We start from the raw sequence: 21615 nt of genomic DNA, 5'->3' as shown, positions 1-21615 counted from the left end.
GGTCAGCGTGCCCCGACCTCGGTCAGGAACTGTCGAAAGAACGGCAGTTCCGCGAGTCGGTCGAACGGCCAGGGGAGCGCCGGCCGCGCCGGAGTGGTGACGACAGCGGTCGTTGTCGGCGGGGTCGTGGTGGTCGCCGGGGTGGTGGTGGTCGGCGGGGCAGCGATGGTCGGTGCGGGGGGAGCGGTCGTGGGTGCGACGGGTGTCGGAACGGGTGCCACAGCGGTCGTCGGCGCCGGAGCGGGCGGCGTGGTGGTCGGTGCGACCGGCGCGGCAACCGTGGTGGTCGGCGCGGGAGCAGGCGGCGTGGTGGTCGGTGCGGCAGGCGCGACAGCTGTGGTGGTCGGGGCCGGAGCCGGCGGCGTGGTGGTGGGCGTCGTCCCGGACTTGTTGCCTTGCACGGTAGTTTCGATCAGGTCGTATGCGAGCTGCGGATTCACCGCACCGTCCGGGGACAGCCCGTCGTCGACGAACCAACTGGAGTCCGCCTCGACGTGGGGTCCCGTCACCCCGACACGTCCCTTCCCGAAATCGACTGCGAGCGCAGCGACCTCGCCGCCCTTGTAGGTGGCCAGCACGGTCGCGTTGTGACCGGGTTCGAGGTCGAACGCCGGCGGGTCCTGGAAGTAGGTGGTCTTCTCCTGGCCCCGCCACACGACCGTGGAGCGGTGCGGCTGGACGTCCCACACCGTTGCACCCGGTTTGGCGCTGTACTGCGAGGTGTCACCGGGCAACAGGTTGTAGCCGGGTGTCGCCCCCGCCAGGTACCCGCCGACACAGAATCCCAGGTAGTTGCCGCCGTTGCGGATCCAGTCGCGGATCACCCCCGAGTACGGTTTCATCGCCTTCCACGCCTTGCTCAGGCTGGGCCCGCCCGGTTGGGCGAACACGGTGGCGCGGGCGAGTGTCGCGGCGGTGATGGGTGTGTCGTTGGGGCCCACGTACTCGGTGCGGAAGTGTGACGGTGAATTGCGCAGCGCCACGGCAACCGATTCCGGGCAACCGCTGCACGAGGCGGGACCGCGGTAGACGAGCGCCAGTGGGCCGCTCGGTGCCGCCGTGGGGTTCGACTGTGCCGCTGCGACGGTGGGCATGCCGACGAGCGCCAGCACGAGTGACAGAACAACCAGGATCTTCCGGTGGTTGCGCACCGTACCTCGCTCTCGTTCGCCCCCTGGGGTCAAGACATTACAGAATCTTGGTCAACTGAGCGGAATTCGACGTGAATAGCGTCCGATTCGATCGACGAGGCCGGCGAAGAACTCCTGGGGATCGGTCTCGACCACGACGTCGGCGTTGAATGGACGTCCCCACATCCCGTACCAGTCGGCGACGGTGCAGGCGCGCGTGAGTGTTCCGGCGAGCTCGACGTCGACGGTGGCCGGGCGGGTACGAAAGTCGACGGTCCGCAGGGCGACGGCCGCCGCGAACGGATCGTGCATGTGCGCGAGGAACCCCTGCCCGTGGTCGCGGTGGAACTCCAGGTAGAACCGGATGGCGTCGGACAGGTGCCGGACCACCGGATTCGAGGCGCGCGAACGGGTTCCGGGTGGATCGGTCTCGGCGATCAGCTCCTCCGGGGTGCTGCCCGCGACCGTGGCGAGCCGGCGTAGGTGCTCGGGTCGCATCTCGATGGTCTCGGTCACGTCCAGCGGGCAGATCACCGGCAGACGGCCGGCGGGCGCGGCAGAGAACGCGTCGAACACCTCCCGGGCCGCCTCGGGGTCGACGGAGATGTTCCACTCCGCCTTCGGCGTCGTGTTACCCGGATGGTGAAACGCGCCGCCCATCACGACGATTCGGTGCAGCAGGGTCGGCAGCGCGGGTTCGATCCGCAGCGCCAGGGCCAGGTTGGTCAGCGGCCCGGTGACCAGACCGGTGATCTCGCCGGGGCGGGACCGCGCGAGGTCGACCCACGCCCGTGCCGAACTGCGCTCGGACACGGATCGATTCGAGGCGGTCAGACGCGCGTAGCCGATTCCCTGCGGGCCGTGGGTGTCCTCGGTGGTGCGCAACGGATCGGTCAACGGCACCGGCGAACCCAGTGTGACCTCGATGTCGGGTCGCCCGCACAGATCCAGCCAGGCCAGATTGTTCGCGGCGACCTGCGCGGCGGGCACGTTGCCCGCGGTGCTCGCGATGCTGAGGATTTCGGCCTCGGGGCTGGCCAGCAGGTACAGCAGTGCCAGCGAGTCGTCGATTCCCGTGTCCACGTCGAGGATCAGTGGAACCCTTGCCATCTCGGCTGTCATGTCAGCCCTCGATCCGCGCAGCGGCACGGTGACGCACCGGGAAGTTCATCGAGCCGTAGCGATATTCGCGCACGGGGTCGATTCTGCCAGTTCGCGTGCGTGGCTGCCCCGGCACCGCCGTGGTGTCCAGTCGACGATCGAACGCCGTCCGCGATCACACCCAGTGCGGTGCGTCCGCACCCCAGTCGTGGGCCGGAAAGGGGTACTGCGAACAGCCGGGCAGTGGGGGCCGGGCCGTGGTGACCGCCCCGTGGGTGACAGTGGTGTCGGGTCCGGGCTCTCGTGCGGCCGCGGGATCGTCGACCCGTCCGGGCGCGTCGAGCAGCCATCGGGCGGTCCGGGCCAGCGACACCGCCACCGTCCTCCCGAGGCCGTCGCCGTCCCGCAGCGTCAGCGCGTCCACCATCCCGGCGGCCAACAGGTATCCGCTGGCGTGGTCGAGCGCCTGCACGGGCAGGGCTCCCGGGTGCTGGCCGCCCTCGACCAGCGCGATGCCGGTGGCGGCCTGGACGATGGAGTCGAATCCGCGCCGCTGCGCCCACGGACCGTCGGTGCCCCAGGCGCTGACCGATCCGTGCACGATCCCCGGTGTGAGTTCGGACAGCCCGTATCTGTCGAGGGCGCCGGGACGGTAGCCGGTGATCAGCACGTCGGCAGTGGAGATCAGCGCGCGCATCGCCCGCGCGCCGTCGTCGGAGGACAGGTCGAGCAGCGTGGACCGCTTGCCCTGACCGGTGTCGCGGTGCTGCCAGTCGATCTCGTGCAGGTGCGGCGGATCGACACGGAGCACCTGGGCGCCGAGCAACGCCAGCGCCCGGCCCGCGACCGGGCCGGCCAGGACCCGGGTCAGGTCCAGAACCCGCAGCCCGGCGAGCGGTCGGACCGGGTCGGTGGCCTTGGTGGAGTGACCCAGCGGCGTCGCGAGCGCCGCCGCGGTCGTGTCCATCCGGACGATCGGTCCCGATCCGGAGGCGATGCCCTGCGGATGCCGCGTCCACTCCGCTTCGGTCCGCACGCGCGCCGCGATCGCGCCGGCCTCGGCGGCCCGATCCTCGATCTGCTGCGCCGACAACGTGCCGATGCGGGACGAGAGGATCCCCGCGTCGGCGTCCTCGGCAAGATCGAGTGCCCCGAGCAGTCGGGTCCGGTGGTGTGGGTAGTTCGCATGGGTGCGGACCCACCCGTCGGACGCGGCGAAGAACCCCGACATCTGCGCGAAGCCCGACACCGGTTCGCCGTCGATGCGCACCATCCGGTCCCCGGCGAACGACGCGGCGACCCGCTCCGGGTCGAGACCCCAGGGGTGCGGATCCCGTCCCCGCGCGACGAGCAGACGGTCGACGGCGGAGGCCAGCGCTCCGACGGATCCCAGCGCGAGCGCGGCGGTCGGCAACCGGGACGCGAGGTAGCCGTCGCCGGGCGGGAAGACCACGCGGCCCGAGTGGTGCAGTAGCGCACCGCCGTTCTCGTAGTCGGTGACGAGTACCTCCGCGGACACCATTCCTGGACGGTATACCCGTCGCCGGCAGCGGCGGCTGATTGCCGCTCTCGGTGATGTCGACCCGCACGGCCGGGCAGTAGTGATCCTGCTCGGCGTGCTGACCGCCTCGCGCGACTACGTCCTCCGGACGGTGATCTCGAAGCCTGCCGCGCGCAACCGATCCGCCAGTCGGTCGCCGATCGCCGTGGCCGGCGTGAGCACGCCGGCGGCGTCGGGCAGCTGGTCGCGGTCGAGCGCCAGCGCGAGGGCGGATTCGCCGAGCATCACCGCGGTGGCCGCGTAGCCCGGGTCGCCCTTGGCCCGGATCCGTGAGGTGTACCGGGCGCCGGTCGTCGTGGTCGTGTACACGTCGGTGGTGAAATGCCCCGCGTTGCGCGTCTTCTCGCTCGGCCCCTCGCCGGGCTTCGGCAGCACCCGGTCGAGGACGTAACGCGTCGGCGCGAAGGCGAGCCCCGCCATCAGCGCGCCGAGTCCGGCCGCGACACCGGCGGCCAGCACGGGGGAGAGTGGGGACTGGCCGACGCTCATCACCTCGCGGTACCGGAAGGTCCTGCCGTAGGCCCAGTTCCGGAGCGCGTTGCTTCGGCGCACCACGCGGGTGTTGGTCGAGCCCATCACGAACGGTGCGGTGCGGCCCTTCAGCCCGGGCGCGATGTCCGAGCCCTTCACCAGGTCGACGTCGGACTGACGGCCGAGGTCGGGTTCGGCGGCGAGATCGGGGCTCAGCGAGTACGGCCCGGCCGCGATCCGGCGGGCCGCCTTGTCCTTGGTGACGGTGTCGACCAGGCCCCGCATCGAGTCGATGGTGCCGCCGCTGACCCCGCCGCGAAACGAGCTGACCACCAGAGTGGTGTCGGTGAGCTCGCCCTCCCCGTCCGCGGCGACCTGCTCGTAGAGCACGTGAACGCCGAGATCGGAAGGGATGGAGTCGAATCCGCACGAATGCACGATGCGGGCACCCGTCGCGACGGCGGTCTCGTGGTAGCGGTCGATGGACTCGCGACCGAAGAGCACCTCGCCGGACAGGTCCGCGTAGTCGGTGCCCGCCTCGGCGCAGGCGCGGACCAGGTCGATGCCGTACTTGGCGTACGGGCCGACCGTGGTGATCACGACGTGGGTGGCCTTCGCCAGCGCGGTCAGCGAGTCCGGGTCGTCGGCGGAGGCGACCAGGATCGGCCACTCGGCGGCGCCCGGGAGCCCCTCGCGGACGCGCTCGAGCCGGTCGCGGGAGCGTCCGGCCAGTCCGATGCGGGTGCCCTGCGGTGCGTGCCGGGCGAGGTAGTCGGCGGTGAGCCTGCCGACGAAACCGGTGGCGCCGTAGACGACGACGTCGAGCTCACGAGTGCGGGTCATGGCGTCAACCCTAGGTGTGACCGTCCGTCACGTCCACGCCCCGCCCGCTGCTCCCGAATGGCGCATTCGGTCGCTCGAGGTGACCAAATGGGCCATTCGGGAACTCGCGGCGGCGGTGACGCCGTGCGGTCACCAGGGTGAGGGCTGGAAGTCCTTGAGGAAGCAGCCGTACAGGTCCACGCCCGCCTCGCCCTGCACGATCGGGTCGTACACCCGGGCAGCGCCGTCCACCAGGTCCAGCGGGGCATGGAAACCCTCGTCGGCCAGGCGCAGCTTGGTGTAGTGCGGGCGTTCGTCGGTGATCCAACCGGTGTCCACCGCGGTCATCAGGATGCCGTCCTGCTCGAGCATCTCCTTGGCGCTGGTCCGGGTGAGCATGTTCAGCGCGGCCTTGGCCATGTTGGTGTGCGGGTGACCCGGACCCTTGTACGCCCGGGAGAACTGGCCCTCCATCGCGGAGACGTTGACCACGTACTTGCGGCGCGCGGACGACGCGGCCATCGCCGGGCGGAGCCGGTCCACCAGGATGAACGGCGCCACCGAGTTGCACAGCTGCACCTCGAGCAGTTCGATCGGGTCGACCTCGCCGACCGTCTGCACCCAGCTGTTGGTGTGCGCGATGTCCGGCACAAGGCCGCCCGCGTCGATCGCGATGCCCTGCGAGATGCGTTCGGGCGTAGCCGAACCCGCGACCAGTGCGAGCTCGGTCACCTGATGCACGATCGACTGCGACGCCATCGGCAGCGAACTGGCCAGCGAAGCGGGATGCGCGTCACTGGTCTTGCCGAAGGTCACCACGTCCGGCAGTTCGCCCGCGGGCAGCGGCCCGGACTCCGCCTCGACCAGCGCCGAGTAGGAGCCGGCCGACCGGCGGACGGTCTGCGCTGCGTTGTTGATCAGGATGTCCAGCGGGCCCTGCGCCGCGACCGAGTCGGCGAGCGAGACCACCTGCGCCGGGTCGCGCAGATCGATGCCGACCACCCGCAGGCGGTGGATCCAGTCGGCGCTGTCCTCCATCGCCTTGAACCGCCGGATGGCGTCGTTCGGGAAGCGGGTGGTGACGGTCAGGTGCGCGCCGTCGCGCAGCAGGCGCAGCGCGATGTACATGCCGATCTTCGCGCGTCCGCCGGTGAGCAGCGCTCGGCGACCGGTCAGGTCCGTGCTCGCGTCCCGCTTGGCGTGGCTGCTCGCCGCGCACTCGGGGCACAACTGGTGGTAGAAGGCGTCGACCACCGTGTAGCGCTGCTTGCAGATGTAGCAGGGCCGCGGGCGGATCAGGGTGCCCGCGCTCGAGCCGACGGTGGGCGAGGAGATCAGCACACCCGCGGTCTCGTCGTCGATGCGGTCGGGCGAACCGGTGGCGGTCGCGGCGACGACCTCGCGATCGGCGTTGGAGATGGCGTCGCGCGCGGCGATCCGCCGTCGGCGCTTGAGCTGCTTGAACATCTTGCCGCTGGCGCGCTGCAGGGCCTGTGAATCGGGATGATCCGCATCGAGGTCGCCAGCCTCGGCGAGGACGCGGATGCAGGTTTCCAGGTCGGCGGGATCGATACCTGTCATTGGTTGTGCCATTGGTTGGTAGCTCAGTCCTGATCTCGTCGTGCTGGTCGCGACGAATTCTACCGAATTGGCCACAACCAGCCGATTCGGCCGTCTCCGCTGGTGACATCACGCCGCCGGGCGAGGAAAATTTGACGCGTCGGGGGATCCGTCGGACCGCAACGCCCGCTTCCCGCGAGTACTCGATCGTGGGGTCTGACCGCGTGGCGTCCGACAGTACGAAAGGCCACGATCATGAACGACAAGGCCATGAGTCAGGGCACCACCCAGCTTCTCCTGCATGCCGAATCGGTGGCTGCGGTCGAGCTGCCGGTCCAGAAGGACGGCCCTTACCTGCCGGAACTGACGGACATCGACCTGCTGGTTCGCGCGCCCGAGGCGCGCCGCGATTTCAACGTGGGCGGTTCGGGTGTCACCGTCGCCGTCCTGGACACCGGGCTGCGCGGCAGTCATGTGGATTTCGCCGGCCGGGTGGCACCGGGTCGCAACTTCACCGCCGACAACGGCGGCGACCCCGCGGACCCGACAGACCGGCACGGGCACGGGACGGCCGTCGCGGGCATCGTCTGCGCGGGCCGCATCCACACCGGGGTCGCACCGAACGCGCGCATCGTGCCGTTGAAGGTACTCGGCGACGACGGTCGCGGTCGCTTCGCCGACGTCGCGCGCGGGCTGGACTGGGTACTCGATCACCGGAGACCGCTGGGCATCTCCGCTGTGTGCATGTCGCTCGGTGCGGCCGACAACAGGGCGACCGACACCGACCTGCCGGGCGACTCCATCGGTGCGCTGCTGCAGGAACTGACCGACGCCGGCGTCGCCTGCTGCGTCTGCGCCGGCAACGAGTACCACGCGCACGGCGGGCTACAGGGCATGAGCTATCCGGCGATCTTCCGCCAGACCCTGAGTGTGGGTGCGGTGTACGACGCGGACGAGGGACCGTTCCGATATCCGGACGGGGCGAAGGCGTTCTCCACCCTGCCGGACCGGCTGACGCCGTTCTCGCAGCGACTGCACCACAAGGTCGGCGGTCCGTGCGCGACCGACATCTTCGCGCCGGGATCGCCCGTCACCTCCGCGGGCATCCGCAACGACACCGGTGAGTCCATCCAGTACGGGTCGAGCCGGGCGACGGCGGTCACGGCCGGGGTGGTGGCGTTGTTGCAGTCCTTCCACCTGCGCACCACCGGGGAGATTCCGACGGTCGCCGACGTCAAACGGTGGCTGCTGCGCGGGGCCACCGTCGTCTACGACGGCGACGACGAACACGACAACGTCGGACACACCGGGTTGACCTTCCCGAGAATCAGCGCGGTCGGGGCGCTGTTCGCATGTGCGAAGGAGCTGGCGACGCGGGAACTGGTGTCGGCGGAGCGGTTGGCGGCCAAGGCGCACTGACCGGTAGAAGATGTAGGTCATCGACAACAGGAACGACAGACGACGAAGGCCCCGGATCGAAATCCGGGGCCTTCGTCGTCTGTCTCAACTCAGAGTGCGCGAGGGGGGACTTGAACCCCCACGTCCATTAGTAGGACACTAGCACCTCAAGCTAGCGCGTCTGCCATTCCGCCACTCGCGCTTGCACACTCTTCGATCTCGCCCGCCTGCTCGCTGCGTGCTGGGAAAGATTAACCCAGACCGGGCCAAAGGCCAAAATCGCGTCGTCTGTGCAGGTGAGGGACGCAGGAGTCGGCCCGTCGGACCGAAATTCGACGATGCTCGGTGGTAGGAAAGGGGAGTGCCCGACATCGATGACACTGTGAATTCCGTTCCCGGCCGCGCCGAATCCGAGGTCGTCGACCTCGTGAGCGCGCTGATCCGATTCGACACCTCCAACACCGGCGACCTCGCGACCACCAAGGGTGAACGTGACTGCGCGGAGTGGGTGGCCGCCCGGCTCGCGGAGGTCGGCTACGAGACGGAGTACGTCGAGTCCGGACAACCGGGCCGCGGCAACGTCTTCGCCCGGCTGCGGGGCGCGGATCCGTCGCGCGGCGCCCTGATGATCCACGGACACCTCGACGTGGTGCCCGCCGAGCCGGCGGACTGGAGTGTGCACCCGTTCTCGGGTGCGGTCGAGGACGGCTACGTGTGGGGCCGCGGCGCGATCGACATGAAGGACATGGTCGGGATGACCCTGGCACTGGCCCGGCAGTTCAAGGCCGAGGGCACCGTGCCGCCGCGCGATCTGGTGTTCGCGTTCCTGGCGGACGAGGAGGCGGGCGGCACGTGGGGGTCGCAGTGGCTGGTGGAGCATCGGCCGGACCTGTTCGAGGGTGTCACGGAGGCGGTCGGGGAGGTCGGCGGCTTCTCCCTGAGCGTGGCCCGCCCGGACGGCAGCGACGCGCGGCTGTACCTGGTCGAGACCGCGGAGAAGGGGCTCGGCTGGATGCGGCTGACCGCGAAGGCGCGGGCCGGCCACGGCTCGTTCCTGCACGAGGACAACGCGGTCACCGTTCTCGCCGAGGCGGTCGCCAGGCTCGGCCGGCACACGTTCCCCCTGGTGGTGCCGGATTCGGTGGCCGAGTTCCTCGGTGCGGTGACCGCCGAGACCGGGGTCGAGTTCGACCCGCACTCCCCGGACATCGACGGCACCCTGGAGAAGCTCGGCACCATCTCCCGGATCATCGGCGCCACCCTGCGCGACACCGCGAACCCGACGATGCTGCGGGCCGGGTACAAGGCGAACGTCATCCCGCAGACCGCCGAGGCGGTGGTGGACTGCCGGGTGCTGCCAGGCCGGCTGGAGGCGTTCGAGCGGGAGGTCGACGAGCTTATCGGCCCCGACGTGACGCGGGAGTGGATCACCAACCTCGACTCGTACGAGACGACCTTCGACGGGCGCCTGGTGGACGCGATGAACGAGGCGATCCTCGCGAACGACCCGAACGGGCGCACCGTGCCGTACATGCTCTCCGGCGGGACGGACGCAAAGGCGTTCGCCAAGTTGGGAATTCGCTGCTTCGGCTTCGCGCCGCTGCAGTTGCCGCCCGAACTCGACTTCACCGCGCTCTTCCACGGTGTGGACGAGCGCGTGCCGGTGGACGCACTAAAGTTCGGTACGCGGGTGCTCGAGCACTTCCTGGCGAACAGCTGACCCCGTCCGTCGGGCCGAACCCCGCCCCTCGACCGAAAGGACTCCCATGTCGCACGACCCGTACGGACCGCTGCCGGACCTGCCGACCTTCGAACTGACCTCGCAGGACATCACCGAGGGCGGCACCGTCCCGCCCGCCCAGCGCAGCGGCATCTTCGGCGTGCCGGGCGGCGAGGACATCTCCCCGCAGCTGTCCTGGTCGGGCTTCCCACCCGAGACCAAGAGCTTCGTGGTGACCATGTTCGATCCGGACGCGCCCACCGCGTCGGGCTTCTGGCACTGGGCCGTCGCGAACATTCCCGCCTCGGTGACCTCGCTCGCCGCCAACGCGGGCGACGGCACCGGCGCGGGACTGCCGGACGGCGCCGTGACCCTCAAGAACGACGGCGGTGGTCACCGCTACCTCGGGTCGGCCCCGCCGGTCGGTCACGGCCCGCACCGCTACATCTTCGCCGTGCACGCGGTCAGCGTGGAGACGATAGAGGGCCTCGACACGAACTCCACCCCGGCGTTCCTCGGCTTCAACCTGTTCGGCCACGCGATCGCCCGCGCGACGCTGACCGCCACCTTCGGTCACTGACCACACGCGCCGAGGGCCACACGGATTGAATGGGGGTTCATGGTCCGTTTCCGACCGGAGACCGGACCATGAACCCCCATTCAATCGGATCCCGTTGAATCAACCCCCGTTGAATCAAGGTGTGGGGATGTTCAGGCGCGGGTCTCGGCGCCCACCGCGTCGGAGAGGGATGCGTAGCCGCCGGCGCGTAGCCGATCGGCGATGCCCTCGTGGATCCGCTTCATCCAGAACGGTCCGCCGTAGATGAAGCCGGTGTACCCCTGTACCAGCGAGGCGCCGGCGAGGATGCGTTCCCACGCCTGATCGGCCGTCTCGATGCCGCCGACGGAGATCAGCGTCAGCCGGTCGCCGACCCGCGCGTACAACCGCCGCAGCACCTCGAGCGACCGGTCGGCCACCGGGGCGCCGGACACGCCGCCGGCACCGAGCGCGACGACCTCCTGCTCGGGCGTCCGCAGGCCGGCACGCGAGATCGTGGTGTTGGTCGCCACGATGCCTGCCAGGCCCAGCTCCACCGCGAGATCGGCGACCGCGTCCACGTCCTCGTCGGACAGGTCCGGCGCGATCTTCACCAGTACCGGCACGTCGACGCACTCCTGCACGGCGGCCAGCAGCGGGCGCAGCGACTCGACCGCCTGCAGGTCGCGCAGGCCCGGGGTGTTCGGCGAGCTGACGTTGACCACCAGGAAGTCGGCGAGGGGGCCGAGCAGCCGGGCGCTGGCGGCGTAGTCGGCGGCCGCGTCGGCGGCGGGCACGATCTTGGTCTTGCCGATGTTCGCGCCGATCGGCAGCCCGGTCTCGCGCCGGCGCAGCTGGTTGGCCGCGTGCCCGGCCCCGTGGTTGTTGAAGCCCATCCGGTTGAGCAGGGCGCGGTCCGCGGGGAGGCGGAACAGTCGCGGTGCCGGATTACCGGGCTGGGCCTGGGCGGTGACGGTCCCGACCTCGGCGAATCCGAATCCCAGTGCGCCCCACACGTTCACCCCGGTGGCGTCCTTGTCGAACCCGGCGGCCAGGCCGAGCGGCGCGGGGAAGTCCACCCCGAACGCCCGGGTCCGCAGGATCGGGTCCGGCACGGTCAGCACGCGGGCGACGAGCGCGCGCAGCGGACCTAACACGGTCACCAGGCGCATCGCCGCGAACGCGATGTGGTGCACGCGCTCCGGCGGGACGAGGAACATCAGGCGTAGCAGCAGGCGGTACAACGGTTCTCCCTAGAGTCCGGGTCCGGGCAGGTGAATGATTGTCGCGGGGCGCACGGGCGTCACTGGCCCCGGGTGTCGATTCGCTGCAGACCGTCACCCGCCGCCGAGGCGACGTACAGGGCACCGGTCTTGCCGTCCACCGCGACCGAATTGGGCTGCCGGACAGTGGGGTAGCGGTGCTTCTCGACCGGGATCCCGCTGGACAGGTCGAATCCGATCACCTCGTTGGTTCCGGTGACCGTCACCCACACCAGGTTGGTCGTCTCGTCGACCGCGATGGCGTACGGGGAGTTCGGGACCGGGTAGCGCTGGTGCATCATCAGCGGATCCGTGGTCAGCGAGATCAGTTCCCCGCCGGTGGTGTCGGTGACCAGCACCCGGCCCACGTGGTCGGTGACCAGGTTGGTGGCGCCCTCGCCGGCGCGCAGCGCCATCCCGAGACGCCCGTCGGCGAGCTTGACGTCCGTGACCGAGGTCTGCCTGCGGTCGAGCGCGGTGAGTTGGTCGCCGGTGACCCCGAGCGCGTCCACCGAGACCAGTCCGGTGACGCGGTGGGTCTCGGTGCCGCTCGCGTCGAGTTCGCGCACCGAACCGTCCGCGGTGCCGACCGCCAGCCTGCCGTCGCCGAGCAGCGCGACCGACTGGACGTCGCCGTCGACGGGAGTGGTGGTGGTCTCGCCGCTGGCGAGGTTCACCCGGACGACCGCGCGGCCGGCGGGCACCGCGACGGTGCCGTCCACGGGTGCGCTGAGCGAGGCGACGCCGCCGGGCAGGGCGACGGTCCTGAGATCGATGTCGGCCGTTCCCGGCACGGTGCCCACGGCCGCGGGCACCACCAGCAGACTTTTCGCGTCGGGTGTGAGCAGTGCCACGGTGTCGGTGGTGCCGTCGTAGGTCGAGGCCGCGACGTCGGCGGCGGCCAGGGAGACCACGTTCCCCGCGGGTGCCGCCGCGGTCGCGGGAGACGCTGCCGCGGTGGCCGGCTCGATGGTCTGGACCTTGTCGTTGTCGCCGCTCGACGAGCAGCCGGTGACCAGCAGTAACAGCGCTCCGGCCAGAACGGTCGTGGTGCGCGCAGCCGGTCCCCGCATGTACGTCTCCTCTGTTGCCGCCTCGTGGCCCGGAACCGTCGCGAACGCGCTGGGCGGTCCGGGGTCCACCATGTCCGCCCCCTAGCATCCCTGATCCGGTTCTGCAGGCCGAAATCGAGTAGGACATTCGGGCAAATTGCGGGTTACCGTTGGTAACGCATGGGGGGCCGGTCCACGACATTCGTGAGGGAAGGATCGGACATGGGCGAAGGCGACGCACACGATTTCGTGCTCGAAGACCTGTCGGTGGGGGCACACGCGCACGGGTTCGGCCGCAACGCGGAGGGGCAGGCATTCGTGTTCCGGGTGCGCGGCAGCACCCTCCACGTCGAGGTGTACCGCGACGATCTCGACACCGAGGTGCCGGAGCAGTCCGACGTGGTCGCGGTCGCCGAGCGCGCCGTCAACGACATCGACCTCACCGACGAACGCAGCATCGCGGCGTTGGTGCGCGACGCCGTCGGCGAGGCCCGCCCGGTGGACGGCGAGGAGGGCGCGCTGCGTGCACTGCTCGGCCGCATCGGCGGCGTCATCGACGGGATCTAGCTGCCTGCGAACTACATCCAGCCCGCCGCCCGCTTCGGCAGCACCAGCTGCGCGCCGGTGTCGGGGTGGGTGAGTACCTCCACGGGATGGCCGTAGACGCGGCTGAGCAGGCCCTCGGTGAGCACGTCCCGCGGGGTGCCGAGGGCGGCCAGGCTGCCGCCCTCGAGCACCGCGACGGTGTCCGCGTAGGCCGCGGCGAGCGCCAAGTCGTGCAACACCACCACGACCGCGGCGCCGGCGCGGGCCCGATCGCGAGCCAGTTCCATCACCGCTTCCTGATGGCCGAGATCGAGGGCTGCCGTCGGCTCGTCCAGCAGCAGGGTGTCGGTGCGTTGGGCCAGCACCCGGGCCAGCGCCACCCTCGACCGTTCGCCGCCGGACAGCGCCGCGAAGGGCCGCTCGGCGAAGCGTTCGACGTCGCAGGCCGCCATGGCCTCGCGTACCGCGATCCCGTCGTCGTCGCGTCGGGCGGTCCGGGCCCACGGGGCCCGTCCCATCTCCACCACCTCGCGCGCCGTGAACGAGAACCCGACCGTGTGCTGCTGCGGCAGAACGGATCGGCGCCTTGCCATTTCGGTGCCGGTCCACTCGCGCACGGGTCTGCCGTCGAGCTCGACGTGGCCGTCGGCGACGAGGTGGTCGCCGGACAGGGCGGCCAGCAGGGTGGACTTGCCCGCACCGTTCGGGCCGACCAGGGCGAGCAGTTCGCCGCGGCGCACGTCCAACGACACCGCGTCCAGCACGCGCCGGTCGCCGCGGTCCACGCAGACCTCGACCGCGCGCATGCTCACCGTGCCCGGCTCGGCGTGCTCCGGTACCGGGAGTTCGCGCACGAGCACACTCCGGACGCGTGCGGCCAACGCCGGCCTCATGCCCAACCTCCCTGCGTGCGCCGGGTGCGGCGCAGCATCCAGAAGAAGAACGGGCCGCCGACCAGCGAGGTCAGCATGCCCAGCGGCAGGTCGGCGTTGGGCACGAGCGTGCGCGCGCCGAGGTCGGCCGCCAGCAGCACGATCGCGCCGCACAGCACGCTGGCCGGGATGAGCAGCCGATGGCCCGGTCCGACGATCATCCGCATCAGGTGCGGTACGACCAGGCCGACGAACAGGATGATCCCGGTGAAGGCGACGGAGGAGGCCACCAGCAGCGCGACCAGCACGACCGCGATCTGCCGTAGGCGCTCGACGTTCACGCCGAGGTGCGCGGCGGCGCTCTCGCCGAGCGCCAGCAGGTCCAGCTTCGGTGCCAGCACCATGGTCGCGGCGATGCCGACCGCGGCCATCGGGGCGACCACCGCGACGGCATTCCAGGTGGCGCCGTTGAGGCTGCCGAGTTGCCAGAAGACGATCTGGTCGCGGGCCGCCGGGTCCGCGACGAAGGTGAAGAAGGCGATCAGGCCGCCCGCGAACGCGTTGACGGCGACGCCGGTGAGCACCAGCGTCACCACCTCCGTGCGGCCCTCCGAACGGGCCAGCAGGTACACCAGGGTCGTGGTGATCAGGCCGGTGACGAACGCCGCGGCGGCGATCGCCGGTCCCGCGACGAACGCGCCGCCGGTCACGATGACCGCACTCGCGCCGACCGCGGCGCCCGCGGACACGCCGATCACTCCGGGTTCGGCCAGCGGATTGGCGAACACGCCCTGCAGCAGTGCACCGGCGCAGCCCAGGCCGGCGCCGACCACGATCGCCAGTGCCACCCGGGGGAACCGGACCTGCCACAGCGTCACCTCGCCCGCCGGGTGCGCGGGCATCGGCCCGAGGTCGAGGCCGATCCGGTGCGCCACGCTGCCGAGCACCTCGGCGGGCGAGGTCGGGACCTGACCGACGCAGGCGGAGACGAGTGCGAGCGCGACCAGTCCGAGGCCGAGGACGATCAGCACCGCGGTGCCGTTGACCCGGGCGCGGGGCTTGGCGGGCTTGTTGGTGGTCGCGGCGGTCACTGCGTCGGCGGCCCGTAGAGGGCGGTGGACAGCGCGCTCAGCACGTCGCCGCAGCGCGGGCCGAAGCTGAGCAGCACCCCGTCCTGCATGTCGACGACCCGCTGGTTCTTACCGGCCGGCGTCTGTGCGACACCGGGGATCTTCGCGAGCCCGTCGAGCCCACCGATCGAGTCGAGCCCGTTCGTCATCATGAGGAACACGTCGGGCGCCGCGGCGATGAGCGCCTCGCTGGTGATCGGGGTGAACTGCTGGGTCAGGCCGGACGCTGTGCCGGCGTCGACACCGCCGAGCGCCTCGATCAGTGAGTCCGCCCCGGACCCCGGACCGGCCAGCATGGTGATCGCCGGACCGCGCATGTACAGGAAGGCGATCTTCGGGGGCGTCGCGCCGGTCGGTGCCATCGCGCGCGCGGCGGCGATCTGGGCGGCGGTCCGATCGCTGAGCGCCCGGCCCTGGTCCGGTACGCCGAGCGTGTCGGCGACGGCCTGGATCTGGCCGGGCACGCCGGCCAGGGTGCGGGTCGGGTCGAAGTAGACCACCGGGATCCCGGCCGCGCGGAGCTGGTCCTGGACCGTTCGCGGACCGATGCTGGTGTCGGTCAGCACGACCGTCGGGTGCAGGTCCAGGATTGCCTCGGCGGACAGGGACGACCCGGACGGCGTCACATTGGGAATGGACTCGACCGCGGGGAACTTCGCGGCGGTGTCGCGGCCGACGAGACGGTCGCCCAGGCCCAGCGCGTACACGGTCTCGGTGAGGGTGCCGTACCGGTCGGCGGCGACGATGCGGCTGGTGTCGGTGACGGTGACGTCGACCCCGTCGAAGCTCCGCACGGTGACCGGCAGCGTGGGCGCGGGGTGCTCGGCGATCGGCTGCGGGTCGAGGCTGTCGAGGGTCGCCGTGTGGCGGCCGGTCACGCCCGCGCCGTCCGGTGTGTCGGCGGACCCGCACGCGGTCAGGGCGACCGCCGCGGTGACCGCGAGGGCGGCCACCCGGGCGAGCGTGCGGTAGTGCGGCCGGCTCATTTCACCAGGTAGGCGTCGATGTCTGCCTCCAGGTCGGCGAACAGGTCGCCGTTGAGCCGGTACGCCAGGTTCACCTCGTCGATCAGGCGCTGCTGGTCCTCTGCGGAGAGTGGGGCCGCGTCGAGCTTGGCGCGGTAGGCGTCCTTGTACAGCTTCGGCTTCTCGATCTGGTCGAAGATGTAGAAGCGCAGGCCGTCGGTGGTGTACCCGTAGGCGCGCTCGAGCATCCGGCGGATGATCTGACCGCCGGACAGGTCACCCATGTAGCGGATGTAGTGATGCGCGACGAACCCGGTGGGGGAGTCGAACGCGATCTCCTCGAGCCGCTGGACGTAACGCGTCGTCGCGGGCAGGGCCGTCACCTGCGACCGCCAGTCGGGGCCGAGCAGGAATTCGAGGTCGGCCTCGAGTGCCTCGGTGCGGAGCAGTTCGTCGCCGATGAAGGGGGCGGCGATCGGGTGCGCGGCCTGCGCGCGACCGGCCTCCTCGAGGGCGAGGTAGATCAGGTAGGTCTGGGCGAGGAGCGCGGCGTGCCCGGCCGGCGTGAGCTTGCCCGCCAACAGGTCGCCGACGAAGCGGGACTGCTCGGTCTGGCGGTGCGCGGCGTCCGTCTGGGTCCGGATCCGTTCGGCCAGGCCGGGTGCTGTCGTCTCTGCCGAATCGAGCGCTGTCATCTCTCGTCCCCTCTGTCGTCGTGTGGCCGCATGTGACTGGCCGGACACTAGGTTAGCCTGCCCTTGGGCGTGGGGTGTCGCGGGCCGACCACGAGGACCAATGCTCGATCCGCACCACGATCACCGGCCCAGTTGGACGCATGTCCGTGTACTGGGAGTACTTGTCGACGAGGGCGTCCACGCCGGCCCGGCCGGTCGCGGAAGTGGCGTCCACCACGTCGGCCGCGCCGTCCACCCGAACCCACCACAGTCGGGTCCAGTCCTCGTCGTACGAGTCCACCAGCAGACTCGCCCGACCGGTCGCCGCGACGTGGTCGAGGCGTCGCAGGCGCCGGGTCGACTTCGGCTTGTCGTCGACCGCCGAGTAGGCGACGTCGTCGACGACCGCGAACACCACCGGGACCAGATGCGGACGACCCTCGGCGGTGACCGTGCCGAGCCGGGCCACCCGGGCGTGGGCGAACCTTCGGCGTTGCTCCTGCGCCTGCACGCTCCTCAGGGTAGGCGCACCGAGCGACGGCGAACGAGGGATCGGCGCGGTCAGGCGCTGACGTCGTCGAGGGCGGCGGCGATGGCGGCGGGCAGCTCCAGCTCCTCGGCGGCGAGCACCCCGGTGTGCTGGGCGTAGTCGCGGGCGCCGACGATCGCGCTCGCCACGCCCGGCCGGTCGCGCACCCACGCCAGCGCGACCGCCAGCGGCGACGCGCCGAGACCGTCCGCGGCGGTGACGACGGCGTCCACCACTCGTGCGGTGGCGTCGGTCAGGTACGCCGCGACGGACTCCGCGCCCGTCTCCGACGCCCCGCGCGAATCCGCGGGGATCCCGTCGCGGTACTTGCCGGTGAGCACCCCGCCGGCCAGCGGTACCGCGGCCAGCAGCCCGACCCCGTGGTGCAGTGCCGCCGGCAGCAGTTCGTCCTCGACGCCGCGGGCGAGCAGCGAGTACTCGGCCTGCGTCGCGACCAGGTCCACGCTCGCTGCCGCGGTCGCGAGTTGCCAGCCGAGGTAGCCGCGGGCACCGACGTACCGCGCCCGGCCGGTCGCGGTCGCGTACTCGAGGGCGGAGGCGACTTCCTCGACCGGGGTCATCGGATCCCAGGTGGCCACCTGCCACAGGTCCAGGTGATCGGTGCCGAGTTCCCGCAGGGTCGCGTCGAGCTGCGCGATGAGCGCGCGGCGCGAGCAGTCGACGCCGTCGCGGCCACAGTGGATTCCGCCACTGCTGCTCAGCACGAGCTCGGTGCGGGGGACGACATCGTCGAGCAGCTCGGCGAGGATCCGCTGCGCCGTGCCGCCGCCGTAGAACGGCGACGAATCGACAAGTGTCCCACCGGATTCGATGAACCCGAGCACCTGGGCCGCGGCCTCGTCCCCGTCGGTGTCCCGGCCCCAGGACAGGGTTCCGAGGCCGACCCGCGAAACCCGCAGCCCGCTCGTGCCGACGGTGCGCTGCCTCATAGTTCGATCACCACAAGTTCTGGAGCGTAGTGCCGCCGCGCACCGGGCGCCCCCGCGACTCTCCGGGTACGGTCCTGTCCGTGATTCTTCGACCCGCGTCCGTGACAACCGCGATCGACGACGACGGGTCCGGCCGGTGATCGGGGAGTCGATGACCTGGTTGCAGGCCATCGTCCTCGGCGTCGTCCAAGGCCTGACCGAGTTCCTGCCGATCTCGTCCTCCGGGCACCTGCGCATCGTCTCGGAACTGTTCTGGCAGGACGACGCCGGAGCCTCGTTCACCGCGGTGACTCAGCTCGGGACCGAGGCGGCGGTGCTCGTCTACTTCGCGCGCGACATCGCGCGCATCGTGATGGCCTGGCTGCGCGGCCTGCGCGATCCCGCGAAACGCGGGCACGACTACAAGATGGGCTGGTACGTCATCGTCGGCACCATCCCGGTCGGCGTGCTCGGCTTCGTGTTCAAGGACCAGGTGCGCACCGGCGCCCGGAACCTGTGGCTGGTCGCCACCATGCTCATCGTCTTCGCGCTGGTCATCGCCGCCGCCGAGTACTACGGACGGAAGCGCAGGCCGATCGAGGAACTGACACTGAAGGACGGCATCGTCATGGGCTCGGCGCAGGCGCTGGCGCTGATACCCGGCGTCTCCCGCTCCGGCGGCACCATCAGCGCCGGACTGTTCCTCGGCCTGACCCGCGAGGCCGCAGCCCGGTACTCGTTCCTGCTCGCCATTCCCGCGGTCACCGCGGCGGGGTTGTTCAGCCTGCCCGACGCGTTCGAGCCGGCGGGTGAGGGACTCAATGCCAGTGGCGCCCAACTGATCGTCGCGACGGCCATCGCGTTCGTCATCGGCTACGCCACCATCGCGTGGCTGCTGCGCTTCGTGGTCAACCACTCGATGTACTGGTTCGTCGGCTACCGCATCATCGTCGGAGTCGTCCTGCTGGTGTTGCTCGGGACGGGCGTCGTCGCGGCGACCTAGCCGCCTAGGCTGGTCACCATGACGGTGATCCTGCTCCGGCACGGCCGGTCCACGGCCAACACCTCCGGCACCCTCGCCGGACGCACCGCCGGCGTCGACCTCGACGACCGCGGACGCGAACAGGCCGAGGCGATCGTGGGCAGGCTCGGCGGGCTGGACGTGGCGGCGATCGTGCGCTCGCCCCTGCTGCGGTGCGAGAACACGGTCGCTCCGCTCGCCGAGAAGCTCGGACTGGCCCCGCTCGCCGACGACGCGCTGGTCGAGGTCGACTACGGGAGTTGGACCGGCAGGCCGATCAAGGAACTGCTCGACGAACCGCTGTGGAAGGTGGTGCAGCAGCACCCGTCCGCCGCGGTCTTCCCGGACGGGGAGGGGCTCGCCCAGGTGCAGGCCCGGGCGGTCGCGGCGGTACGGGCGCACGACGCCCGGCTGGCCGCCGAACACGGCAAGGACGTGTTGTGGGTGGCCTGCAGCCACGGCGACGTCATCAAGTCGGTCCTCGCCGACGCACTCGGCACGCACCTCGACGGCTTCCAGCGGATCGTCGCCGACCCCGCCTCGATCAGCGTGATCCGCTACACCGCGACACGCCCGTTCGTGCTCCGCATGAACGACACCGGCGCCGACCTGTCGAGCCTGAACGGGGGCGCGGCCGCGAAGCCCGCCGGCGTCGACTCCTCGGACGCCGTGCCCGGCGGTGAGGTGGGAACCGGTGGAAGGGCGGATAATGAGAGCGGGTAGACCCTCGAGACGACGATCCGACCAGGTGGAGGTGTAGATGTCCCGCGCAATTCACGTATTTCGCACCCCCGATCGATTCATCGCCGGAACCGTCGGGGAGCCCGGTGACAGGGCGTTCTACCTCCAGGCGATCCACGAGTCGCGCGTGGTGAGCGTCGCGCTCGAGAAGCAGCAGGTGCAGGTTCTCGCGGACCGCATGGGCCTGCTCCTCGACGAGGTGCACCGCCGCTTCGGTACCGCGATCCCGCCCGAGGAATCGGACCTCGAGGACACCAGCCCGCTGGTGATGCCGGTGGACGCCGAGTTCCGGGTCGGCACCATGGGTCTCGGCTGGGACTCCGACGCGGGTGCGGTCGTGGTGGAACTGCTGGCGGTGAGCGAGTCCGAGGTCGACGAGTCCGTGGTGCTCGACGACGTGGACGAGGGTCCGGACGCGGTCCGGGTGTTCCTCACGCCGGAGCAGGCTCGCGAATTCGCGTTGCGGTCGGAGCGGGTGATCTCCGCGGGCCGGGCACCGTGCCCGCTGTGCGGCGAGCCGCTCTCACCCGAGGGACACATGTGCATCCGGACCAACGGCTACCGGCGCGGCGCGACCTTCGGTCGGGCCGACGAAACCGCCGAGGAGAACTAGCCGTTGACCGCCGACCGTATCGAGATCGAGGATCCCGACCTGCTCGCGACCGGTGAGCTGACGGTGCTCGGCCGCATAGTGACCGCGAGTAACGCGACCCTGGTGTGCGAGGCGAGTGCGAACGGTCGAAGCCTGCGTTGCGTGTACAAGCCGGTGCGCGGGGAACGACCGCTGTGGGACTTCCCGGACGGCACGCTCGCCGGCCGCGAGGTCGCGTCGTACCTGGTCTCGGAGGAGCTGGGCTGGGGCGTGATCCCGCGCACGATACTGCGGGACGGCCCCTACGGTCCCGGCATGGTCCAGCTCTGGGTGGACACCCCCGAACCGACCGGCGAACTGGGCGAGCGGCTCGACCTGGTGGACGTGTGCCCGCCGGACCAGGTGCCGGAAGGCTGGTTCCAGGTGCTGCGTGCCTACGACGGCGAGGGCGAGGAGGTCGCGCTGATCCACGCCGACGACCCGCGGCTGCAACGGATGGCGGTGCTCGACGTCCTCCTCAACAACGCCGACCGCAAGGGCGGGCACGCGCTGGAGGGGACCGACGGGTCCGTCTACGGGGTCGACCACGGCATCTGCCTGCACACCGAGGACAAGTTGCGCACCGTGCTGTGGGGCTGGGCCGGACAGGGCGTCGGCGGCGACCTGCTCGTCGCCGTCGAGGCGTTGGCGCGCTCGCTGCGCGGGGAGTTCGGCGAGCGACTCGGCGAGTACGTGACGGTCTCGGAGGTCGACGCGCTGCTCGCGCGGGCGGAGGGGCTGCTGGCCGAACCGGTGATGCCGCTGCCGTCGGGGCACCGCCGCATCCCGTGGCCCGCCTTCTGAAAACGGCGCGTGCGGGTCGCCGGTCGAACCCGCCGCGTCGGCACCGGAACGACGCACCGGCTCTGCGGACTCGGCGAACCCGCTACGGCGACCGTCGGCTGCCGCTACCCTGAGCAGACAGCGCGCGACACGTCGATAATGAAGCGAAACCCGCTGTC

The 21615-nt window shown here is 70.8% G+C and carries 21 protein-coding genes and 1 tRNA gene; 8 read left to right on the top strand and 14 right to left on the bottom strand.

Annotated features, from left to right (window positions below):
- Positions 1–2 precede the first annotated feature (2 nt).
- The 5 genes from ACFVH2_RS21855 to ACFVH2_RS21835 all read right to left on the bottom strand — a co-directional run bounded on the left by ACFVH2_RS21855 (position 3) and on the right by ACFVH2_RS21835 (position 6666).
- Positions 3–1151, bottom strand: a complete 1149-nt coding sequence (locus tag ACFVH2_RS21855) for a BPL-N domain-containing protein (RefSeq protein ID WP_378425472.1) — start codon at positions 1149–1151, stop codon at positions 3–5.
- Between the two features lie 51 nt (positions 1152–1202).
- On the bottom strand, positions 1203–2240 hold the full coding sequence (locus tag ACFVH2_RS21850; RefSeq protein WP_378425500.1) for a nucleoside hydrolase: 1038 nt from the start codon (positions 2238–2240) through the stop codon (positions 1203–1205).
- 166 nt (positions 2241–2406) lie between these two features.
- Complete coding sequence (locus ACFVH2_RS21845) at positions 2407–3753, bottom strand: CoA transferase (protein WP_378425470.1); 1347 nt, start codon at positions 3751–3753, stop codon at positions 2407–2409.
- Positions 3754–3867: 114 nt separating this feature from the next.
- The gene (locus ACFVH2_RS21840; RefSeq protein ID WP_378425468.1) at positions 3868–5106 is read right to left on the bottom strand and encodes a saccharopine dehydrogenase family protein; all 1239 of its coding nucleotides are present in this window, start codon (positions 5104–5106) and stop codon (positions 3868–3870) included.
- A 129-nt stretch (positions 5107–5235) separates the two neighbouring features.
- Positions 5236–6666, bottom strand: a complete 1431-nt coding sequence (locus ACFVH2_RS21835) for an SDR family NAD(P)-dependent oxidoreductase (RefSeq protein ID WP_378425466.1) — start codon at positions 6664–6666, stop codon at positions 5236–5238.
- 234 nt (positions 6667–6900) lie between these two features.
- Here ACFVH2_RS21835 and ACFVH2_RS21830 point away from each other — a divergent pair, with 234 nt between their 5' ends.
- Positions 6901–8064 (top strand): S8 family serine peptidase, encoded by a 1164-nt coding sequence (locus ACFVH2_RS21830; protein WP_378425465.1) that lies wholly within the window; start codon positions 6901–6903, stop codon positions 8062–8064.
- A 95-nt stretch (positions 8065–8159) separates the two neighbouring features.
- Here the strand turns inward: ACFVH2_RS21830 and ACFVH2_RS21825 are convergent.
- Positions 8160–8245 (bottom strand) — tRNA-Leu (locus ACFVH2_RS21825).
- A gap of 168 nt (positions 8246–8413) precedes the next feature.
- Between ACFVH2_RS21825 and ACFVH2_RS21820 the strand changes: the two genes are divergently transcribed.
- Both ACFVH2_RS21820 and ACFVH2_RS21815 read left to right on the top strand, forming a co-directional pair.
- Positions 8414–9763, top strand: a complete 1350-nt coding sequence (locus ACFVH2_RS21820; RefSeq protein WP_378425498.1) for a M20/M25/M40 family metallo-hydrolase — start codon at positions 8414–8416, stop codon at positions 9761–9763.
- A 46-nt stretch (positions 9764–9809) separates the two neighbouring features.
- Positions 9810–10343 (top strand): YbhB/YbcL family Raf kinase inhibitor-like protein, encoded by a 534-nt coding sequence (locus ACFVH2_RS21815; protein WP_378425463.1) that lies wholly within the window; start codon positions 9810–9812, stop codon positions 10341–10343.
- A gap of 131 nt (positions 10344–10474) precedes the next feature.
- Here ACFVH2_RS21815 and ACFVH2_RS21810 read toward each other — a convergent pair whose 3' ends face one another.
- Together ACFVH2_RS21810 and ACFVH2_RS21805 are read right to left on the bottom strand one after the other, a co-directional pair.
- On the bottom strand, positions 10475–11545 hold the full coding sequence (locus ACFVH2_RS21810) for a quinone-dependent dihydroorotate dehydrogenase (RefSeq protein WP_378425461.1): 1071 nt from the start codon (positions 11543–11545) through the stop codon (positions 10475–10477).
- 59 nt (positions 11546–11604) lie between these two features.
- Positions 11605–12636 carry a hypothetical protein gene (locus ACFVH2_RS21805; RefSeq protein WP_378425496.1) on the bottom strand — a complete coding sequence of 344 codons (1032 nt, stop codon included), beginning with the start codon at positions 12634–12636 and terminating at the stop codon, positions 11605–11607.
- Positions 12637–12837: 201 nt separating this feature from the next.
- Between ACFVH2_RS21805 and ACFVH2_RS21800 the strand changes: the two genes are divergently transcribed.
- Positions 12838–13182, top strand: a complete 345-nt coding sequence (locus tag ACFVH2_RS21800; RefSeq protein ID WP_378425459.1) for a hypothetical protein — start codon at positions 12838–12840, stop codon at positions 13180–13182.
- Positions 13183–13193: 11 nt separating this feature from the next.
- Here ACFVH2_RS21800 and ACFVH2_RS21795 read toward each other — a convergent pair whose 3' ends face one another.
- From ACFVH2_RS21795 to ACFVH2_RS21770, 6 genes are read right to left on the bottom strand one after another with little or no spacing between them, the layout of a single operon-like run.
- Positions 13194–14054 (bottom strand): heme ABC transporter ATP-binding protein, encoded by an 861-nt coding sequence (locus ACFVH2_RS21795; protein WP_378425457.1) that lies wholly within the window; start codon positions 14052–14054, stop codon positions 13194–13196.
- Positions 14051–15124, bottom strand: a complete 1074-nt coding sequence (locus tag ACFVH2_RS21790) for a FecCD family ABC transporter permease (protein ID WP_378425455.1) — start codon at positions 15122–15124, stop codon at positions 14051–14053. The genes ACFVH2_RS21795 and ACFVH2_RS21790 overlap by 4 nt, the downstream gene beginning before the upstream one ends.
- Positions 15121–16149, bottom strand: coding sequence for a hemin ABC transporter substrate-binding protein (locus tag ACFVH2_RS21785; RefSeq protein ID WP_378425453.1), 1029 nt, complete (start codon positions 16147–16149; stop codon positions 15121–15123). The genes ACFVH2_RS21790 and ACFVH2_RS21785 overlap by 4 nt, the downstream gene beginning before the upstream one ends.
- On the bottom strand, positions 16146–16823 hold the full coding sequence (locus tag ACFVH2_RS21780) for a heme oxygenase (biliverdin-producing) (protein ID WP_378425452.1): 678 nt from the start codon (positions 16821–16823) through the stop codon (positions 16146–16148). The genes ACFVH2_RS21785 and ACFVH2_RS21780 overlap by 4 nt, the downstream gene beginning before the upstream one ends.
- Positions 16824–16875: 52 nt before the next feature.
- Positions 16876–17313, bottom strand: a complete 438-nt coding sequence (locus ACFVH2_RS21775; RefSeq protein ID WP_378425450.1) for a TIGR03668 family PPOX class F420-dependent oxidoreductase — start codon at positions 17311–17313, stop codon at positions 16876–16878.
- Between the two features lie 50 nt (positions 17314–17363).
- Positions 17364–18281, bottom strand: coding sequence for an aldo/keto reductase (locus ACFVH2_RS21770; RefSeq protein WP_378425448.1), 918 nt, complete (start codon positions 18279–18281; stop codon positions 17364–17366).
- A 139-nt stretch (positions 18282–18420) separates the two neighbouring features.
- Between ACFVH2_RS21770 and ACFVH2_RS21765 the strand changes: the two genes are divergently transcribed.
- From ACFVH2_RS21765 to ACFVH2_RS21750, 4 genes are read left to right on the top strand one after another with little or no spacing between them, the layout of a single operon-like run.
- Positions 18421–19263, top strand: coding sequence for an undecaprenyl-diphosphate phosphatase (locus ACFVH2_RS21765; RefSeq protein WP_378425494.1), 843 nt, complete (start codon positions 18421–18423; stop codon positions 19261–19263).
- A gap of 18 nt (positions 19264–19281) precedes the next feature.
- Positions 19282–20004 carry a histidine phosphatase family protein gene (locus ACFVH2_RS21760; protein WP_378425446.1) on the top strand — a complete coding sequence of 241 codons (723 nt, stop codon included), beginning with the start codon at positions 19282–19284 and terminating at the stop codon, positions 20002–20004.
- A 37-nt stretch (positions 20005–20041) separates the two neighbouring features.
- Positions 20042–20635 (top strand): DUF3090 domain-containing protein, encoded by a 594-nt coding sequence (locus ACFVH2_RS21755; protein ID WP_378425444.1) that lies wholly within the window; start codon positions 20042–20044, stop codon positions 20633–20635.
- Between the two features lie 18 nt (positions 20636–20653).
- Complete coding sequence (locus ACFVH2_RS21750) at positions 20654–21457, top strand: SCO1664 family protein (RefSeq protein ID WP_378425492.1); 804 nt, start codon at positions 20654–20656, stop codon at positions 21455–21457.
- Positions 21458–21615: the final 158 nt, after the last annotated feature.

It is taken from the genome of Rhodococcus sp. NPDC127527 (assembly GCF_042672245.1).
Taxonomy (GTDB): Bacteria; Actinomycetota; Actinomycetes; order Mycobacteriales; family Mycobacteriaceae; genus Rhodococcus_G.
Note: the sequence above shows the minus strand (reverse complement) of the source record. Positions and strands in the feature narration are given on the sequence as shown.

What these genes read in the sequence shown, in the direction of transcription:
- ACFVH2_RS21850 (WP_378425500.1), bottom strand. Translation starts at nt 2,240, where the DNA reads ATGGCAAGGGTTCCACTGATCCTCGACGTGGACACGGGAATCGACGAC.
- ACFVH2_RS21845 (WP_378425470.1), bottom strand. Translation starts at nt 3,753, where the DNA reads ATGGTGTCCGCGGAGGTACTCGTCACCGACTACGAGAACGGCGGTGCG.
- ACFVH2_RS21840 (WP_378425468.1), bottom strand. Translation starts at nt 5,106, where the DNA reads ATGACCCGCACTCGTGAGCTCGACGTCGTCGTCTACGGCGCCACCGGT.
- ACFVH2_RS21835 (WP_378425466.1), bottom strand. Translation starts at nt 6,666, where the DNA reads ATGACAGGTATCGATCCCGCCGACCTGGAAACCTGCATCCGCGTCCTC.
- ACFVH2_RS21830 (WP_378425465.1), top strand. Translation starts at nt 6,901, where the DNA reads ATGAACGACAAGGCCATGAGTCAGGGCACCACCCAGCTTCTCCTGCAT.
- ACFVH2_RS21815 (WP_378425463.1), top strand. Translation starts at nt 9,810, where the DNA reads ATGTCGCACGACCCGTACGGACCGCTGCCGGACCTGCCGACCTTCGAA.
- ACFVH2_RS21805 (WP_378425496.1), bottom strand. Translation starts at nt 12,636, where the DNA reads ATGCGGGGACCGGCTGCGCGCACCACGACCGTTCTGGCCGGAGCGCTG.
- ACFVH2_RS21800 (WP_378425459.1), top strand. Translation starts at nt 12,838, where the DNA reads ATGGGCGAAGGCGACGCACACGATTTCGTGCTCGAAGACCTGTCGGTG.
- ACFVH2_RS21795 (WP_378425457.1), bottom strand. Translation starts at nt 14,054, where the DNA reads ATGAGGCCGGCGTTGGCCGCACGCGTCCGGAGTGTGCTCGTGCGCGAA.
- ACFVH2_RS21785 (WP_378425453.1), bottom strand. Translation starts at nt 16,149, where the DNA reads ATGAGCCGGCCGCACTACCGCACGCTCGCCCGGGTGGCCGCCCTCGCG.
- ACFVH2_RS21780 (WP_378425452.1), bottom strand. Translation starts at nt 16,823, where the DNA reads ATGACAGCGCTCGATTCGGCAGAGACGACAGCACCCGGCCTGGCCGAA.
- ACFVH2_RS21770 (WP_378425448.1), bottom strand. Translation starts at nt 18,281, where the DNA reads ATGAGGCAGCGCACCGTCGGCACGAGCGGGCTGCGGGTTTCGCGGGTC.
- ACFVH2_RS21760 (WP_378425446.1), top strand. Translation starts at nt 19,282, where the DNA reads ATGACGGTGATCCTGCTCCGGCACGGCCGGTCCACGGCCAACACCTCC.
- ACFVH2_RS21755 (WP_378425444.1), top strand. Translation starts at nt 20,042, where the DNA reads ATGTCCCGCGCAATTCACGTATTTCGCACCCCCGATCGATTCATCGCC.